This window comes from Pseudoalteromonas sp. GB43, from assembly GCF_054923805.1.
This window is the reverse complement of record NZ_JBPCHJ010000002.1, coordinates 138,650-155,570: the sequence shown is the minus strand read 5'-3', so window position 1 is coordinate 155,570 and position 16,921 is coordinate 138,650. Positions and strand designations below refer to the sequence as shown.

11 protein-coding genes and 2 pseudogenes are annotated in these 16,921 nt (G+C 42.5%); 2 read left to right on the top strand and 11 right to left on the bottom strand.

Translation table 11 applies throughout. The features are described from left to right. Positions 1 to 12: 12 nt before the first annotated feature. From ACRWSG_RS17990 to ACRWSG_RS17955, 8 genes and pseudogenes are all read right to left on the bottom strand, one after another. Positions 13 to 789, bottom strand: coding sequence for an SDR family oxidoreductase (locus ACRWSG_RS17990; RefSeq protein WP_054563176.1), 777 nt, complete (start codon positions 787 to 789; stop codon positions 13 to 15). Continuing rightward, a complete protein-coding gene (locus ACRWSG_RS17985) occupies positions 786 to 1,475 on the bottom strand; it encodes a TenA family transcriptional regulator (RefSeq protein WP_105173768.1) in 690 nt (229 codons plus the stop codon). The genes ACRWSG_RS17990 and ACRWSG_RS17985 overlap by 4 nt, the downstream gene beginning before the upstream one ends. A gap of 12 nt (positions 1,476 to 1,487) precedes the next feature. After that, positions 1,488 to 2,945, bottom strand: a pseudogene (locus tag ACRWSG_RS17980) (AMP-binding protein); the annotation flags it as partial. Next, positions 2,942 to 3,583, bottom strand: a complete 642-nt coding sequence (locus ACRWSG_RS17975; RefSeq protein ID WP_166338257.1) for a thermostable hemolysin — start codon at positions 3,581 to 3,583, stop codon at positions 2,942 to 2,944. The gene ACRWSG_RS17975 and the pseudogene ACRWSG_RS17980, both read right to left, overlap by 4 nt. Before the next feature lie 186 nt (positions 3,584 to 3,769). Then, positions 3,770 to 5,929 carry a S46 family peptidase gene (locus tag ACRWSG_RS17970; protein ID WP_462167073.1) on the bottom strand — a complete coding sequence of 720 codons (2,160 nt, stop codon included), beginning with the start codon at positions 5,927 to 5,929 and terminating at the stop codon, positions 3,770 to 3,772. Between the two features lie 145 nt (positions 5,930 to 6,074). Then, positions 6,075 to 6,959: a GTP cyclohydrolase FolE2 gene (folE2, locus tag ACRWSG_RS17965; RefSeq protein ID WP_462167072.1), complete on the bottom strand. Its 885-nt coding sequence runs from the start codon at positions 6,957 to 6,959 to the stop codon at positions 6,075 to 6,077. Positions 6,960 to 6,970: 11 nt separating this feature from the next. Beyond that, positions 6,971 to 8,062, bottom strand: coding sequence for a dihydroorotase (locus ACRWSG_RS17960; RefSeq protein WP_462167071.1), 1,092 nt, complete (start codon positions 8,060 to 8,062; stop codon positions 6,971 to 6,973). Between the two features lie 13 nt (positions 8,063 to 8,075). Next, on the bottom strand, positions 8,076 to 8,300 hold the full coding sequence (locus ACRWSG_RS17955; RefSeq protein WP_462167070.1) for a hypothetical protein: 225 nt from the start codon (positions 8,298 to 8,300) through the stop codon (positions 8,076 to 8,078). Between the two features lie 432 nt (positions 8,301 to 8,732). Between ACRWSG_RS17955 and ACRWSG_RS17950 the strand changes: the two genes are divergently transcribed. Beyond that, positions 8,733 to 10,898 carry a M3 family metallopeptidase gene (locus tag ACRWSG_RS17950; protein ID WP_462167068.1) on the top strand — a complete coding sequence of 722 codons (2,166 nt, stop codon included), beginning with the start codon at positions 8,733 to 8,735 and terminating at the stop codon, positions 10,896 to 10,898. Positions 10,899 to 11,326: 428 nt separating this feature from the next. On the opposite strand, the gene ACRWSG_RS17945 is transcribed toward ACRWSG_RS17950, so the two are convergent. Next, positions 11,327 to 15,331, bottom strand: coding sequence for a rhombosortase-dependent M36 family metallopeptidase (locus ACRWSG_RS17945; protein WP_462167067.1), 4,005 nt, complete (start codon positions 15,329 to 15,331; stop codon positions 11,327 to 11,329). Positions 15,332 to 15,458: 127 nt separating this feature from the next. On the opposite strand from ACRWSG_RS17945, the gene ACRWSG_RS17940 reads away from it, so the two are divergent. Further along, the gene (locus tag ACRWSG_RS17940) at positions 15,459 to 15,953 is read left to right on the top strand and encodes a hypothetical protein (protein WP_294409397.1); all 495 of its coding nucleotides are present in this window, start codon (positions 15,459 to 15,461) and stop codon (positions 15,951 to 15,953) included. A gap of 250 nt (positions 15,954 to 16,203) precedes the next feature. On the opposite strand, the gene ACRWSG_RS17935 is transcribed toward ACRWSG_RS17940, so the two are convergent. After that, positions 16,204 to 16,275 (bottom strand): hypothetical protein, encoded by a 72-nt coding sequence (locus ACRWSG_RS17935; protein WP_462167535.1) that lies wholly within the window; start codon positions 16,273 to 16,275, stop codon positions 16,204 to 16,206. An 82-nt stretch (positions 16,276 to 16,357) separates the two neighbouring features. After that, positions 16,358 to 16,906: pseudogene (locus ACRWSG_RS17930) on the bottom strand (M15 family metallopeptidase); the annotation flags it as partial. Positions 16,907 to 16,921 lie beyond the last annotated feature (15 nt).

Genomic DNA, 16,921 nt, shown 5'->3' with positions numbered 1-16,921 from the left:
ACCTTAATCAATTTAGTTGGCAAAAAAACTTTTAATTTTAGGAAGTTGTTTTGCTATTGCGTTATCAACGAGTGATGGAAATGCACCGTTAATACGGGCAAATAATGTTTCTGGAAAACCAATAAAACGACGACGTTTTTTTGATTTAATTAAATCTATTAATGCATCAGCCACTTTTTCTGGCGGATCCATGGTGTTACCCAGCTCTTTGTTCATCGCGCGTACTTGCGGCGAATTAATCGCGGTATCGGTGGCACGAGGCGCTAAATACAATACTTTGACATCGCTGTGGCTGAGCTCTCTGGCAAGGGCTTCGGTCATCCCTCTTAGGCCAAACTTGCTAGCGCAGTACAAGGTTTGATATGGATAACCAATGCTGCCAAACGACGAACCAATATTGACAATCGTGCCTTTATTGCGGGTCACTTGTGGTAAAAACAGCTGACATAATTTAATAGGCACATGCAGATTAATATTTAACAGGTGATCAATTTGCTGCTCGCTAATTTCACTAAACCCCTGCATTACATTAACGCCTGCGTTATTGATTAGTAACGTTGCCCCGCCAATTTGCTGAGCAAACTTAGCAAGGTCATCGCGAGATTCACTGTTACTTAGGTCAGCCTGAAAATACTCAGCATCATTGCCACATTCCAATTGCAGTGCAGCAAGTTGCTTCACATTTCGACCAACAAGTAATAAACGCCAACCTTCTTTTGCAAGGCGAAGGGCAATAGCACGGCCAATCCCCCCTGTTGCACCGGTTAGCACACAAACTGGGCTACTCATGCGCTTTGCTCCAAGTCAGCCTCGCTAAAGAAAGGTTCTGAATCGAGGTCACGGAAAATATTGCCGTACAGTTTATAAAAACATTTTGCGGCGTGAATGATGGCTTGCTGGTCGTCCTCGTTATCAATTTTGTTCATGAGGTTTTCGAAAAACTTCACATGCTCAATATCCAGTGCACCGTGCGAAGTAAGGTAGGTAAACGCCTTTTTAGGTAAACCTACAACCTCACGGATTTGCCCTGCTGCATTATCAGCTAACGCAATCGAAGTGCCTTCAAGCACATGAACCATGCCAAAGAATGCCAATGGGTTACCGCGATTAATTGCATCGTAGGCGTACGACACCATTAATTCGGTCGAAAACTGTGGACGAGAATGACGTACTAGCTCTTTATCAAAACCGCATGCTGCAATATCGTTTAGCACCCATTCTTGGTGGCCTAACTCTTCTTCGATGTATTCTGCAACAGCTTCGCGCAGCCACTCTTGTTTATCGCTCAGCTTTGCACCGACTGCCATCAGCAGTGGTACTGTATGCTTAACATGGTGATAAGCTTGCGTTAAGAACGATGCATATTCACTTAGGCTTACTTCACCTTTAAAAACGCGGCCAATAATCGGCGCAGCTAAAAGGTAGTCACGTTCTTTCTGTGTTTCGGCTTGTAATGTATTGAAAAATTGACTCATGCTCGTCGCCTCTTGATAAAGTGCTGAAATCTCTGTAGCAAAAAATTGATTAATAACATCGCGTTTAGGGCGATTATTGCTGGTTAATAAACCTTGCGTGTGGTTCATAGGCTCTGCCATTCGATGCCATTTTCTGATCTGTGCGTATTCGGGTAGTTGCGCGTTTTGTGCCGTAATATGGGCAGCAAGTTCAGCGTCACTCATCGCTTGGTTTGCATAGATAAGCGCGGCTAAAAATGCCTGGCCTTCGCCAATCACCACCGCTTGTTGTACTTGGCTGTGGCTAAGCAATAACGACTCAGGTCACTCGGCACTGATATTGCGCCCAAAGCTGGTGATCAGCTGATTTTTCAAGCGGCCCTGAATAATCAAGCGACCTGCTTGCTCAGTAACGAGATCGCCGGTTGCATACCAATCGTCAGCATTTTGCGCGGCTTGACCTAAGTACCCCAAAAACAATGAACCCTTGATATAAAGCTGGCCATTTTCAATTTTGTATTGAATGTGCTTAAGTACTCGCCCTGCGGTGCCGATGTCATCATCATCGCGAGTGTTTAAGCTCACTACCGATGACGATTCAGACAAACCATAGCCTTGATAAACCGGTAAACCGAACTCACGGGCTTGCTTAATAAGCGCTTGGCTTACAACAGCACCACCTACTGCAATAAACTTTAAGCTTTTAGGTGCTTGCCAACCTTGCTTTGCGAAAGCCACTAAGCAAGTCAGTAGTTCAGGCACTAAAATAAGGGTATTTGGCTCAGTGCGCTCAATTGCGGCTATTAATTTGTGTGGCTCAAGTAACTGTGCACCAGAAAAACCAAGTTCAGCTAAAGGCACTAAATTAACCGTGCCACCAGCTAATAGCGGCGCATAAACACCGGCTAAATTCTCAAGCAAAACCGGTAGCGGCAGTAAACACAAATGGTTTGGCTTTTCTAAATCAATGCTTTGATAAAGTGATGTTGCCACCTGCAATTGACTCTCAAGCGATAAACACACGCCTTTCGGTGTGCCTGTTGAGCCAGACGTAAAGGTAATCTTTTGCGTGTTTGAAAAATATGGCACAGGCTGTGTATTACTCAATTGGTAAACATATAAAGGGTAATGCTTACATACATCTACTAACGCCACTAATTTAGCATGCTCACCTTCGTAAGCACGGTCACATACAAATAGCCCTGCTCCGCTATTTTGCAAACCAAACGCTACTTGCTGAGCCGTAAAAAACGTTGGTAGCGGAATAGCCACTCTTTTAAGCTCGCTAAGCGCAGCTTCTAATACACACCAAGCAGGTGTGTTATCTAATTGATAAGCCACACCTTGGGCATCAAATTCTACCAAAGTAGGTAGTAAACGAGTTACTTGCTCAGTAAATTCTTGTTTAGTTAGTGAGCGCACACCATCGCTTTTGTGGCAAACCATTAAGGTATCGCTATCTTTATGTGGTAACTGTGTTAACCAACTCATAACGCCTCCAAAAATACAGCAAGCTCAAGCGATGACTGTAAACACTGCTGTTTGATATTGAATAAAACGGGGGTATTTAAAACACGCTGATGAGCTTCGTTTAGGTCAACCACACAAATGGTTGGTTGATTGTCGTAATAGCTACCCCAGCTTGCTGGATCTTGAAGTGCTTGCGCATTGGCAACACCGATTTCTTTGCAATTTACACCCAGCATTTTTAATAGCGCTCTCACTTTACGGGTTGCACAAAACACTAAATATTTTGCCCCTGCTTGATAGAGTGCTTCGTTCATTAAAACAAAATGTGCCAAGGTGGCTTTTCGATGCGTTGAGCATAAGTTACCTAGCTCAAAAATGTGCTCACGCTTGGCACCGACAAAGTGCTCAATAGACGCAGGGAGGTATTGTTCAATAAACAAAGGTTGTGATGCGGAGCGAAGACCTAACGTACATACTTCATCATCAACATTAAGCTCACAAAGTAGCGGCATGAACTGCGAAATTTTCGCATCATAAGCTGCAGCAAAACCTTGCTTGATATTACTCTCAAGGCGGTCACGGAATTGACCTCCTTCACGAGTGCAAACAAAGGCCGGATCTTGAACTTGAGTTTGATGTGATTGTTGAACTGAAAGCATAATTGTTCGCTCCACTTAGGTTATGTGTAAAATTTATCGAGCGAAACTTAAATAAAACTTAAGAAAAATTAATTTTTACAAATATTTTTCAACCTCATGATATTTAATGCTTTTATTTTTATTAAAAACAAAAATGCCAGTCTGTGTGACTGGCATTTTAATACTAAAATTAACGTTAAACTCAGGTTAATTAACGATAGTCATCTCTTTAAGTAAATTTTGAGCATTATCAACTTTATCCATCACCCACAACATGTATCGTGAATCAACGTGAATTGAGCGATTTAAGTTTTCATCGTAATCCCAATCACCAATAATGCTTTCGTAAACACCATCAAATAATAAACCAACGAGCTCAGCATTACCGTTTAACGTTGGAGAGCCTGAGTTACCACCTGTGGTATCTACGTTCGATAAAAAGTTAACCGGAACAGTATTCATACCGCCGGTATAATCGCCATAAAGCTTTTGCTTAATTAACTCGTTTTGTTTCTCTGGTGAGTTGAATGGTTCAACACCGGTGTTTTTAGCAAGTAGTCCTTCTAACGATGTAAAGGGGGTTGCCACTAAGCCATCTTGCGGTGAATAGCCGCCTACCGTACCGTAAGTTACACGCAGGGTGCTGTTAGCGTCTGCATAAACAGGCTTATTAAGTGCCTTGTTATAAGCAATGATTGCTTCCATTAATGCAGGGCGAGCAGCTTGCTGTTTACCAGCCAGTTCTTTTTTCGCATCTTCAATATCTTTTGTGACCGCAAAAATTGCATGCGCATATTGAATAAATGGATCGCTACTTTGCTTTAACTGAGCAAGGTCAAGATCTGCCATCCATAAACGCTTGCTTTCATCTGCAAGAACCGATTTAGCATACATATCATCAAGCATGGCTTGTTGTTTTTGTTTATCAAAACCGTTTGTTAGACCCAGTGCTTTATCAACCTCTGCAACTCGCTCGTCTTTAGGTAATGCTGCATACTGCTCAATAAAATACAGTAAAATAGCTTTATCTACGGCTTCATCATAACGACGGCTCATGCTTTTTAAACGAGACTCGATACGTGGCATATCACGCTCTTGATAACCGCTTTCGCGCTCAGCATCTGGCTTTTGTTTTTCGTAAGCTAAACGGTATAAACGTCGAGCAGTTGAAATCATTTGTGAGCGGTGTACGTAACCTAACATACGGTCACGCTGGTTATGCTCTTGCGACTGAGCAACTAGCGCAGATAAATCAGCAAGTACCTGTCCGTATTTAGCTTTGCGCTTACTATCTTCGTTGATCCACGCAGTGAGATCTTTTTCGAATTGTTGCTTACGGCTATACATTGACCCTTTATTGAAACTCTCAATCATTGAGCCATAGTTTTTAATGTAGTTGTTGTAGCCCGCTATCGTGCTTTCATAAGCGATACGTGCCTCTGACCCCTCAGGCGCATTTTCTTCAATTAACGAGACATATTTAGAGTTATATTTACGCGCTAATGGGTAAGCTGTGTTAAACACGTAATCAACTTCAGGCGAAATACGGTAACGGTTTGTGCTGCCAGGGTAACCGGTCACCATCACAAAATCGCCTTCTTGAACGCCTTTAGCGCTTACTTTTAAAAACGCATCACTTTGGTACGGCACGTTATCTACTGAATATTCAGCTGGCTTGCCATCTTTGCCAACATACGCGCGATAGAACGAGAAATCACCTGTGTGACGCGGCCACATCCAGTTGTCGATATCTCCGCCGTATTTACCGACGCCCATAGCGGGTGCATACGTTAAACGCACATCTTTGATTTCTAGCGATTTGATCAGGTAATACTCAAGACCACCGTGGAAAGTATACACATTACAGCGGTAGCTTTGGTCTTGCTCACACTCACTAACAAGTGCTTTTTCATTTGCTTGAATAGCATCAAAACGTGCTTTACCCGTTAGCTTTTCAGTACCTTGGTTTACTTTATCAGTTACTTCAACCACTTCCTCGGTTACATAAACACGAGAACCCGGCGCTGCAGGCACTTCTTCGCCCGTTGTTTTTGCTAAAAAGCCATTTTCTAAAATGTTGTTTTCGGTGGTCGAGTTATATTGAATCGAACCATAGGCACAGTGATGGTTAGTTACGACTAAGCCTTTCGGTGAAACAAACGAAGCAGTACAGCCACCAAGGCTAATTACCGCGTTCATCGGAAACTCTGTTAATTTAGAAATTGACTCTACATCAATGCTCAAGCCTTTCGCTTTTAACACTGATTCAAGCTCTGGTAGCTGGTGAGGTTGCCACATGCCTTCGTCGGCAACAGCAACATTTGCTACAGCGAGACCCACTGCAGCAGCAATAAATTTAAAACGCATAGTCGTCCTTTATATTATTATGTTTATCATTTTTAGCGGTCATATCATTATCATTGTGAAGATGAATAGCAATAATTTGCGACCGCTAATGTCAAAATTTGTAAACCATTTTAGGTTCATGAGCCTAACACTTAGACTCATCAGCTTAATGTTTAGATTCATGAACCACGGCATTGTGGCCATGTAAGCTTTCTTGGTGTTCGACCTTAAACTGGTAATCAGCAATACTCGGCATGGTTTCGAAACACTGTTTTAATCGCCTTGCTGCATCTTCGCAAAACAGTAAGTTTTTTGCGTTAAGGGCAGCAAATGCTTGTTCATCTTCACGCTTCACGGCCGTTTGTACAGGGGTACCAATAGCTTGCTCACATACTGTGATAAAGCCGCCAATATCGGGTAGCTTCTCATTACTAAAAGTGACATCAATATAAGCATAAGAACGCTGGCTATGAGGGGTTGCAATAGAGCCCTGTTCACTTGCAAGCCAACTGAGTAAAGAGGCTTTATCTATATGCTCATCGCTAAATTGTTTATCGACGGCTTCGCTCAAAAGCTGCCTCGATAATGCCGCTGAACACGGGCACGTGCTACTGTAGGCTACATCAGCTTTTAAGTTGATAGTCATCGACTGCTTCTTAGTTATCGTTAAAACAACAGGGTAAGCATTGTATCCGGCATTGTCGCTAAGGAGTGCTGGTTTTAGCTCGGGTAAATCAAAATGCAGCACCAGTTTTGCGCCTTTACTTAAGCCTTTTTGTGATGCTAAAACGGCTTCCATAAACTCGTTAATACGCTTAGTCGATAAGCTTTGATTAGCCAATAGCTGATTAAGTAATAAATAAAGACGCGACATATGAATGCCTTTAGCATCACTATCAAGGCTAACAAAAATATCGGCTTTGGCATTCAGGTGCACATCAACATGAGGTTGTGCAAGTTTCAAAGGCAATGCTATTTTTTCCATGCCAACCCATTTTAAAGGCGACTGAAAATCTACATTAGAGTGCGAGGTAATATCGGGTAATTGCATATCAACTTCTTTTAACGATTAAATGTTAAGGCCATAGCGGCCTGCTTGTGCGGGTATACGTGCTGTCCATCAAAGACACACTCACCATTTACAAAGGTATGTGTTATTCGGTGTGAAAAAGTAGTGCCATTGAAAGGGGTCCATTGGCATAAGTAATGTGTGTTTGTGTGCTCAACGTGCTTTTCTGCGATTGGGTCAACTAGGACTAAATCTGCAAAGTAACCTTCTCTGATAAACCCTCGATCTTCGATAGCAAATCGCTTTGCCACGTTATGCGCTGTTTTTTCAACGACTTGCTCTAGGCTCAACGCACCACGTTTTACCTGCTCAAGTAACGATAGTAATGCATGCTCGACGAGCGGGAGTCCTGCTGGTGCAGCGCTGTATTGTTGCTGCTTTTCTTGCCAAGTATGAGGGGCATGATCGGTGGCAATAATATCAATGCGACCATCGCGTACTGCTGCGAGTAGCGCTTGGCGATCTTGCTCTGATTTTATGGCAGGGTTACATTTAATTTGATTACCATAGTGTGTGTAATCATCTTGGTTAAACCACAAATGATGCACACAAGCTTCGGCGGTTATGTGTTTTTGCTCTATAGGCGCGTTACTAAATAGCTCTAGCTCTTTTGCTGTTGTAAGGTGTAAAACATGCAGCTGCGAGCCATAGCGTTTTGCCAGCGATACGGCGTACGATGATGATGCATAACACGCTAACTCATCACGAATTAACGGGTGATGTTCTATTCGTAACTCACCATAGCGTTTTTCTATTCGGCGCTGGTTTTGTTGAATAACCTCCCCTTGCTCGCAATGGGTTGCAATGAGTACTGGGCTTTCCCGAAAAATGGCCTCTAGAGCATGTGGGTGTTCAACCAGTAAATCACCTGTTGATGCTCCCATAAACACTTTAACGCCGCATACATTTTTAGCATCAAGAGCTTTAATTTCATCAAGGTTGTCTGGGGTTGCGCCAAAGTAAAACGCATAATTCGCAGCGCTCGTTTGCGCTGCTATCGCGTATTTATCAGCAAGTGCTTTTGCCGTGGTAGTCGAAGGTGAGACATTAGGCATTTCCATAAAGCTTGTAATGCCACCTGCCACTGCCGCGGCAGATTCACTGGCGATCGTACCTTTGTGGGTAAGACGGCTCTCTAAAATGAACTTGATCGTCGATCATGCCTGGTAATAGCAACAGACCGCTTGCATCAATTACCTCATCATTGGCCTTGGCATTGATATCTTTGGCAATTTCAGCGATTCGGTTACCAACAATTCGTACATCGTTTAATTCGCGCTGTCCTTCATTAACAACGCAGGCGTGTTTGATTATGATAGCCATATGACTCCTTGCTTATTCAGCAACATTTGCAACTTATCGTAAAAAAATGCACTCCATGGCAAGATTGATTGCAGATTAAATTGTTACAATATAACATACCATAAGATTTTTATTTGGACACTGTTATGAGTCAAAAAGATCAATTGGGTCGAGCTATTTAAGCTGTAAAGTTATAAGTGGCTTTCCGATCTTAGAGAATTTTAACGGCTTATCGCAGCCAATAATCACCTTATCGCAACGTATGAGGTCAATTGTAATAAGACACAGTATGCTGGGCTCATTGATCACATGGTGATACCTGCCTCATATAAGTGCTTTTTTGTAGCACTTTTTGTAATCCGTTTTAACCGCTATGCAAATCAAGAGCTTATAAAACGTATGTGCAAGGTTATATCGACACAATTTAATTTTAAAAATGACAAGAGAAAAACTATGAAACACCTAATCGCAACCGCGATCAGTTCTGCGCTGTTACTTACAGCCTGTTCAGAACCGCAAACAACAACATCAACGCCTAAATCAGAGCAATCAGCGCCTGTTGCTGCAAATGAGCAAGCTAACCCACTGTTTGTGAAAAGCGTATTACAATACGAAACGCCTGATTTCAGTGCGATTAAAGATGAACATTTCATGCCGGCATTTAATAAAGGCATGTCTGAGCAAATGGCTGAAGTGCAAGCTATTATCAACAATCCAGCAAAGCCTGATTTTGCCAATACGATTGTTGCGCTTGAGAAAAGTGGTGAGCTATTAACACGCACACGCAGTATTTTTTATAACTTAGCGGGTACGGATTCAAACCCGGCACGTCGTGAATTACAAAAAGAGTTAGCGCCAAAACTAGCGGCTCATAGCGACAACATTTTCTTAAATAAAGCACTTTTTGAGAAAGTAGCGGCTATTCACAGCGAAGCTGACAGCCTTGCCTTAACTGCTGAAGAAAAGCGTTTATTAGACGTTTACTACAAACGTTTTGTGCGTGCTGGTGCAAAATTAAGTGCAGAGCAAAAACAACAAATTCGTGATATCAATACAAAGCACTCGAGCTTAATAACTCAGTTCTCACAAAACTTATTAGCGCTTACTAAAACAAATGTTGTTTTAGTGGATGACAAAGCAGAGCTTGAAGGCTTACCAGCAGGTCAAATTGAGCAGCTTGCCAATGCCGCAGCTGAAGCTGGCCACCCTGGTAAATACCTAATTAAGATCACAAACACCACGCGTCAGCCTATTCTGGCAACACTGAAAAACCGAGATTTACGTGAAAAAGTATGGCGTGCATCAGCTGAGCGTGCATTATCGGGCGAAAATAGTAACCGTGATATTGTGGCAGAACTTGCTCACTTACGTGCTCAAAAAGCAAAACTATTAGGTTACGACAGCTGGGCTGATTTTGGTTTAGAGTCGCAAATGGCGAAAAAACCACAAGCTGTATTTGATATGTTTGCGAGCATGATCCCTGCATTAATGCAGAACGTCAACGCTGAGGCCGCTGCAATTCAAGCTAAGATTGATAAGTCAGGTGAGCAGTTCAAATTACAGCCATGGGATTGGTTATTCTACGCAGAGCAAGTGCGTAAAGATAAATATAACCTTGACGAAAATGCAGTGAAAGAATATTTCGAGTTCAACCGTGTTTTAGAAGACGGCGTATTCTTCACCATGAACCGTTTATACGGTATCACCTTTAAACCACGTAACGATATTCCGGTTTATCACCCGGATGTAAAAGCCTATGAGTTATTTGATGAAAATGGTAAAAGCTTAGCCATTTTCTTTGCTGACTACTTCGCGCGTGAAGGTAAACGTGGTGGTGCATGGATGACTTCTTTCGTTAAACAATCAGGCCTTAAAGAACAAAAGCCAGTTGTCGTAAACGTAATGAACATTCAAAAAGGCGCGAATGGCGAACCTACGCTTATCAGTTATGATGAAGCAACAACGATCTTCCACGAGCTAGGCCATGGCTTACACGGCATGTTCTCAAACGTGAAGTACCCTACTCTATCTGGCACCTCAGTATCACGTGACTTCGTTGAATTCCCATCAACATTTGAAGAAGATTGGGCAATGTATCCTGAAGTTATCGCTAACTATGCGAAACACCATAAAACTGGCGAGCCAATTCCTGATGAGCTACTGAAAAAAGTAATTCAATCACGTAGCTTCAACCAAGGTTTTGATACCCTAGAATACGTTGCTGCTGCACTACTTGATATGGAATGGCATTCACTCTCTGCTGATGCTCCTTTACAAGACATTGAAAAGTTTGAGCAACAAGCGCTTGCAAAACATGGAGTTGATGTAGCATTTGTACCACCTCGTTATAAGTCAGCCTTCTTCTCACACTCAATGGGCGGCGGTTATTCAGCGGGTTACTATGCTTATATGTGGAGTGAAATCTTAGCAGCAGACGCCTTTGCCTTTGTTCAAGAGCAAGGCGGTCTAAAACGTGAAATCGGTGATAAATACCGTAAAGAAATTTTAGAAGTCGGTAACTCACGTGACCTAATGGAATCGTACAAAGCATTCCGCGGTCAAGAGCCAGACACATCAGCATTATTAAAACGCCGCGGCCTAAAAGCAACGGTTCAATAGCTTACCTTAAGCTTTCAGTTGTAAGCTCTAAGCTGTAAGTCAGAAATGTGGGGTTATCGAGTGTTTATAACCTCACAGCATTCAACCTGTTGACTCTCCACGTAGGTTGGGTAGAGCGCAGCGAAACCCAACATTAAGAAACTGTCAGCCTTCAGCTATCAGCGGTCAGACGCGCGAAACAAGTTTCACGCCTACGAAAAGGTGCTAGGTTCTGGGCTCTAGGACGCGATGTAAAGTCGCTGCTAACTTTCCCCTCGCTAACTTTCCCCTCGCTAACTTTCCCCTCGCTAACTTTCCCCTCGCTAACTTTCCCCTCGCTAACTTTCCCCTCGCTAACTTTCCCCTCGCTAACTTTACTCTCGCTAACTTATAAACAAAAAAGCCCTTACAGCGAACTGTAAGGGCTTTGTTATCACTATTTAAAAGTCTTATTTACGTTTACGGCGACGGCCGATAAGCGCTAGTGGTGCAAGTAGTAGTGTTAAGAAACCAAAGCTACCGCTACTAGATTTCTTCTCTTCATTACTTTCTTCTTGTTCAGCTTCGTTAGTTACGGCAACAGTGAACTGCTCAGATACAGAGTCTGTACCATCGCTCACTGTTACTTCAAATACTAACTCGTCATCACTTGAGATAGCACCAGGCGTGAAGCCTAGAGTCGCAGTATCAGCACCTGTAAGTGTTGCAGTTGTGCCGCTTAGTTGCGTCCATGCATAGCTTAGTGTGTCATCACTGTTACGGTCTGACGCTGTTGCTGTTAATGTGCCTGAAGCTGACTCAGACACTGTCGCATCACCTGCTACCGAAAGTAATGGTAGTGCATTATCACAAGCGAATGTATCACCAGCAATCACATTTGAGAAGATTGGTGTCGTTACATTGCTAACAGTTACGTTATCAATCCACCAGCCAAAGCTACTAACGGCATTATCAGATGAAATACGGAAACGAAGCTTGGCACGGTTACCGTTTAGTTCAGTTCCGAAACGAATTGTTTCGTAGTTACCATACACATCGTTTTCATCAACATTGTTACCTGTGAAGGTATCGCGATCTTGTAGTGCTTGCGCGTCGTTTTCGATTAGAGGGTCATCGTAACCAACATCAAATGTACCGCCCATTTCAGTAACATCAACCCAGTTACCGCCGTTTACGCTGATTTCTACAACACCACCATCCCACTCGTTTTCGATTAGGTAGAAGTGCCAGAATGAAACTTCAAAGTCACCCGCAAAACCGATATCAAACTCTCTTGATTCGATTGCAACATCAGATTGGAAGTCATTGTTATTTAGGTACATGGTTTGCTCGCCAAGACCAAACCCAAAGCTATCAAAAAATGGAACGTAACCACCTTTTGCCATGCTTTGCGTGCCAACGGCTAGGTCATCACCTGTCATTACGTTTTCTTTCCAGTCACGTAATGATGCACCTGCAATTTCCATATCGTCAGCAGTTTGTGAACTAACTGGTGCTTTATCTTCAAAGTCCATGTTCACAAGATAAGATACTTTATCGGTTGCTGCTTCAACAATTTCGTCATCAGCAGACAGTTCAGGGAATGACACTTCGATTTCAAGTGTATCAGCAGTGCCTGCATCATTTAGCGTAAACGTGATAGGCGCGCTTGTTTGTGAAGCATACGGGTTTGTATCGTCGAATGTAATTAAACCATCATTTTCGAACGTTACATCGTGACCGCTAACAACTGTTAACTGTGCTTGTGTACCCGTTAGTACTTCACTACCTGTGTTCATGATGCTAACAGTTAATGTGCCTGTTTCACCTTTATCTAGCACGTTATCGTTTGAACAATAACCTAATTCAGCACCGTTGTAGTTTGCATTCATTGCCACATCTTTCAATGTGAAGCTAGCAAGTTTCATTTTGTCTGATTCAACAACACCGGTTAAATCTTCGCTGAAACGCTCTGGTGCTACAGCACCTAAGCCCATACCACGCTTAGCAAATGCACCTAAGATTAGTTTGTAATCTTCAGGATCAACTGCGTACGCTGCAGCTAAGATAGCATCACGTGCTTCTGTGTATAGCGGAGCAACAGGAGTTAGCTTGTAACCAGCAACTAAGTAGTTAGCCATGCGGTTTTGTGCGTCTTCAAAGCCGTGCTCGTTGATAAGTGCTACATAGCTTTCCCAAAGCATAGTTGCCCAAATTTCACCTGCTGCGTGTGGTGAAGCAACACTTGTTGGTGCAATGCCTACATCAGCACCTTCATTTTCAGTAATGTGACGGAAAGACAGCGGGTTTACTTCCATATTAGTTGAATATGGAACACGACGGATACCGTAGTAGAAATCTTCTACGAAAGTACCGCTACCGTACGCTTTTTGGAACTTGTCGTTACCTGGAATGTTAATGTCATCAGCTTTAGCAATGAACATAAGCGAGTGGAAATCACCCCAACCTTCGCCCATCGCACGGCCTTGGAAGTTGATAAGACCTGATGAGTTACCCACTAAACGGTTACTGATGTAGTGACCCCATTCGTGAGCAATAATACCGTTATCTAGCGTACCGTCTTTTAACGTTGCTTTGTTGAACATGTTCACAGTAACAGTGTCGCCTGCAGCGATACCATCGTAAAGTGCGTGACCGTCAGCATAGTTCAGACCCATGTTAGGAATGATAACGGCATCATCTTCACCGCCCATCGGCGCTGGTTCATCTGTATCAGGGTTGTTGTTTACAACGATAGCACCAATTGCACCCGCTTCTTGAGCGTGTAGTACTTTTGCTGTGAAGTTACAAGAGCCACGATCAACTAGCGCAATTTTGCCAGCAAGTTCAGCTGCATTTGTTGCTGGTTGACAACCATCTGTTACGCTACCAGAATCGGCATCATCGCCATCAACTAGACGAACAACTTCGCCTGCGATATCAGCAAATTGCATTTGACCAAAGCCTGATACTTTAGAGGACTCTAGAAGACCAATTGATTCGTCAGATGTAACAACCACACCAAAATCCACACCCACTTTCGCATCTTTCGAGTTGTATAAATACATTTGCATGCGTGGGCTTGCACCGTCAGCAGGGGTTGCCATATTAGCGTTATTTAAACCGCTATTATCTTGCGCTTGCGCTTCGATAGGGTCGCCTTCTACACCACCACGGCCGTAGTTTGATACTTGCGCAACATTTGATGTTTCGTCAAAACCATGGTCATAGAAGAAATCGTGTAAGAAGTTGTTCATATAGAACAAGTTAACGATAGCTGCTTTACGGTTGTCGTAGCTGTTTGCTACTTGATCAACTTGATAAGGGTAGTCAAATGTGTAATCTGATGTGGTTTCAGCTGTGAAGTCACCTTCTGTAAAGCCTTGTGGTGCGATAACATCAGCATAAGCAAATACGTTATTACCTGATGTTGTTGTAGCATCATCAGCAAGCCATGGATCCATCGTGCTTAATTTTTTGTAGTAAGACAGGCTTACAAGTGGTGCATCTAGGATTTCAGTTTCATCAATTTGATCTGGGCCATCAGCTGGGATCACGTCACCGTGTGGACCTTCCCACGGGTAACCATCTTCGTCAGCCCATACACGGTAGTTAAAGTCTGCCGCGTGTGCTTTTAAGTCTTTCTTGAAATAAACTTTGCTGTTTTGCGCACCAATAACGTAGCTGAAGTAATCGCTTTCTAGGCTGTTTTTATCAGCAACTTCTACTTCAACATAGTATGCAGATTGCAGCTCACCCGCTACTTCAAAAAATACTTTCTTAGCACGTGGCTGTCCTAATACAACTTTGTCACCGTTTTGGTTAGACACAGTGTACTTAACATAGTCGCCTTGCTCAGTTGATTTAGTTAAAGACACATTGATATCAGCAAGTTCTTTAATTGCACGTTTAATGCTTTGCTCAGCACTTGTGAACTCACCTAGAGGAGCAACTGAACTCGTCACTTTATTTGCGAAATACCCAGAGCCAGCAACTAAATTATGCTCTTTGTCCATAATCAGGTTATATTCACGGTTGAAAACTTCAACGCCGAGTACTTTTTGCTTGTATTTAGCTGTGATTGAGCCAAGTTTTTGCTCAGATAAATCTGTTAATACAGCACTTGAAAAACCTTTTTTCGCAGTGCTAACACCCGTTAAGGCATTTAAATAAAAATCTGCAGCATAGGCATTACGTTGCTCAGGAAGCACCATCGCCATATCAGGTTTAGCTTGACCAACTGCTTTCCATAAGAACGTAGCTTTACCTAACTGCTCATCGAAAATTGATTTGTGACCCGAAACAGTTCTTCGCTCAGCTAATGCACGTTGTTGAGATACTTGGGGGTTGAATTGCACTTGTGAGCTAACGCTTGAAGTATTATAAAAACGAGTTTGTTCGCTTGCCTGTACTTGAGATGATGCCAAAATAGCCGTTACCATAGTAGCAACTGCTGTTACTTTAAATTGTGACATTATTTACGTTCCCTATTGTTATATTTTTATTTTCGGTTAACAATCATAACCAATTCCAATGTACCTAATAGAACAATTAAAAAACAGAATTAATTGTAAAAAAAAGTAACAAAAAAACAGGTGGGGTATGAAAAAAACATTTACAATACAATTTATTACATTAATTTTAGCTCTAATGACTGGCTGTCAAAAAAATGAAATAAGCGAGCAAGACACAGTACAACAGCCAACAACCAGTTCACAAAAAGAACAAATTTCAGTTAAAGATGTTAAAAAAGCAGTCGAAATCAACAAGCAAAAATTTACGAACGCTTTTAGTAATAATGGCGAAAAAATTACCTTTGATGCACCGACTTTAACCAAGGGCACAGAAGTCTTTAATCACGCAATGCAAGAGCGCGGCATTGCAACGGGTGCAATTTACTTAACGCTAAAAGAGAATAGCTTACCGGTAGAGCTTAGCAGTCAATATGCGCTGAAAAAAATGACCAACAAAAGCTACCGTTACCTTGCAGAAAAAGACACTGATTTACTGCAAGTGCAAAACGCTTTTAAACAAAATGCCAATGTCGATATTGTTGAAATTAAAGTTGATTATTCACCGGTAAAAGAGGTGATGTAGGTTGGGTAGAGCGCAGCGAAACCCAACGTGAAGAAGCTGTCAGCCTGTAGCAGCGGGTTTAGCCCGCGTCATGATGCGCTAGGTTCTAGAAGGAGCTGTCAGACGCGTGAAACAAGTTTCACGCCTACATCAAACCGTAGGCGTCATGCTTGCATGGCGTGTCTAACATTCAACGCTATTTAATCAAGCTGATTCAACATTCAAAAACAACACTTTTCGGCTTAAAACTTACAGCTGAAAGCTGTTTTACCTACTCCACCACAAAATCAAAATAGGTTGCGGGGTATGCTTGCGGTTTGTAAGTAAAATGCCACCATTCCATTGAATAAGGCGCAAAGCCGGCATCCAGTCATCAGGCTTTTTAATTTGTATCGATTGGCTTTTTGCTCTGCACTAATGCGTGGGTCGTCGGTGTTAGAAAGAGTGTCGAACATATCAAATGGTGAGCCCATATCGAGCTCTTTGCCTTTTGCATCAACTAACGTTAAATCAATCGTTGAACCACGGCTGTGACCCGATTTAGCAGCGATGTAATCACCAAGCAGTTTGTCTTTGCCTAAGTTTGGATAAAACTCAGCTTTAGTGCGGGTATCTTCTAAATCATTTACCCAACGCACAAAGTGATCAACAGCGCGCTGCGGGCGATAACAATCATATATTTTCAAGCTCAGGCCTTGGGTTTGCGCTGCTACTTGCACTTTTTTAAGGGCTGTAGCAGCACTGTTGTGCAATAAACATTTTGGCGCGTTGTAACCATCAACTGGTTTGCCAACAAAGTTGTGATGGCCAAAATAACGAATATCTAACACAGCATTAGGTAGCAAAGCACCAACATCCACAAATTCGCTACGTTTATCATCGCTTGAGTCTGCATAAACATTGCCTGTTAAAATAACAGCAATACTTAACAAGGAAATGGATTTAGGTAAACGAGTCAAAAAAGTGAATGCCATTTTGGTTTTCCATAA

Bases quoted from the DNA above. Each gene is read 5' to 3' on its own strand.
- ACRWSG_RS17985 (WP_105173768.1), bottom strand. From the start codon at position 1,475: ATGAGTCAATTTTTCAATACATTACAAGCCGAAACACAGAAAGAACGT.
- ACRWSG_RS17940 (WP_294409397.1), top strand. From the start codon at position 15,459: ATGAAAAAAACATTTACAATACAATTTATTACATTAATTTTAGCTCTA.
- ACRWSG_RS17955 (WP_462167070.1), bottom strand. From the start codon at position 8,300: ATGGCTATCATAATCAAACACGCCTGCGTTGTTAATGAAGGACAGCGC.
- ACRWSG_RS17975 (WP_166338257.1), bottom strand. From the start codon at position 3,583: ATGCTTTCAGTTCAACAATCACATCAAACTCAAGTTCAAGATCCGGCC.
- ACRWSG_RS17945 (WP_462167067.1), bottom strand. From the start codon at position 15,331: ATGTCACAATTTAAAGTAACAGCAGTTGCTACTATGGTAACGGCTATT.
- ACRWSG_RS17970 (WP_462167073.1), bottom strand. From the start codon at position 5,929: ATGCGTTTTAAATTTATTGCTGCTGCAGTGGGTCTCGCTGTAGCAAAT.
- ACRWSG_RS17990 (WP_054563176.1), bottom strand. From the start codon at position 789: ATGAGTAGCCCAGTTTGTGTGCTAACCGGTGCAACAGGGGGGATTGGC.
- folE2 (WP_462167072.1), bottom strand. From the start codon at position 6,959: ATGCAATTACCCGATATTACCTCGCACTCTAATGTAGATTTTCAGTCG.
- ACRWSG_RS17950 (WP_462167068.1), top strand. From the start codon at position 8,733: ATGAAACACCTAATCGCAACCGCGATCAGTTCTGCGCTGTTACTTACA.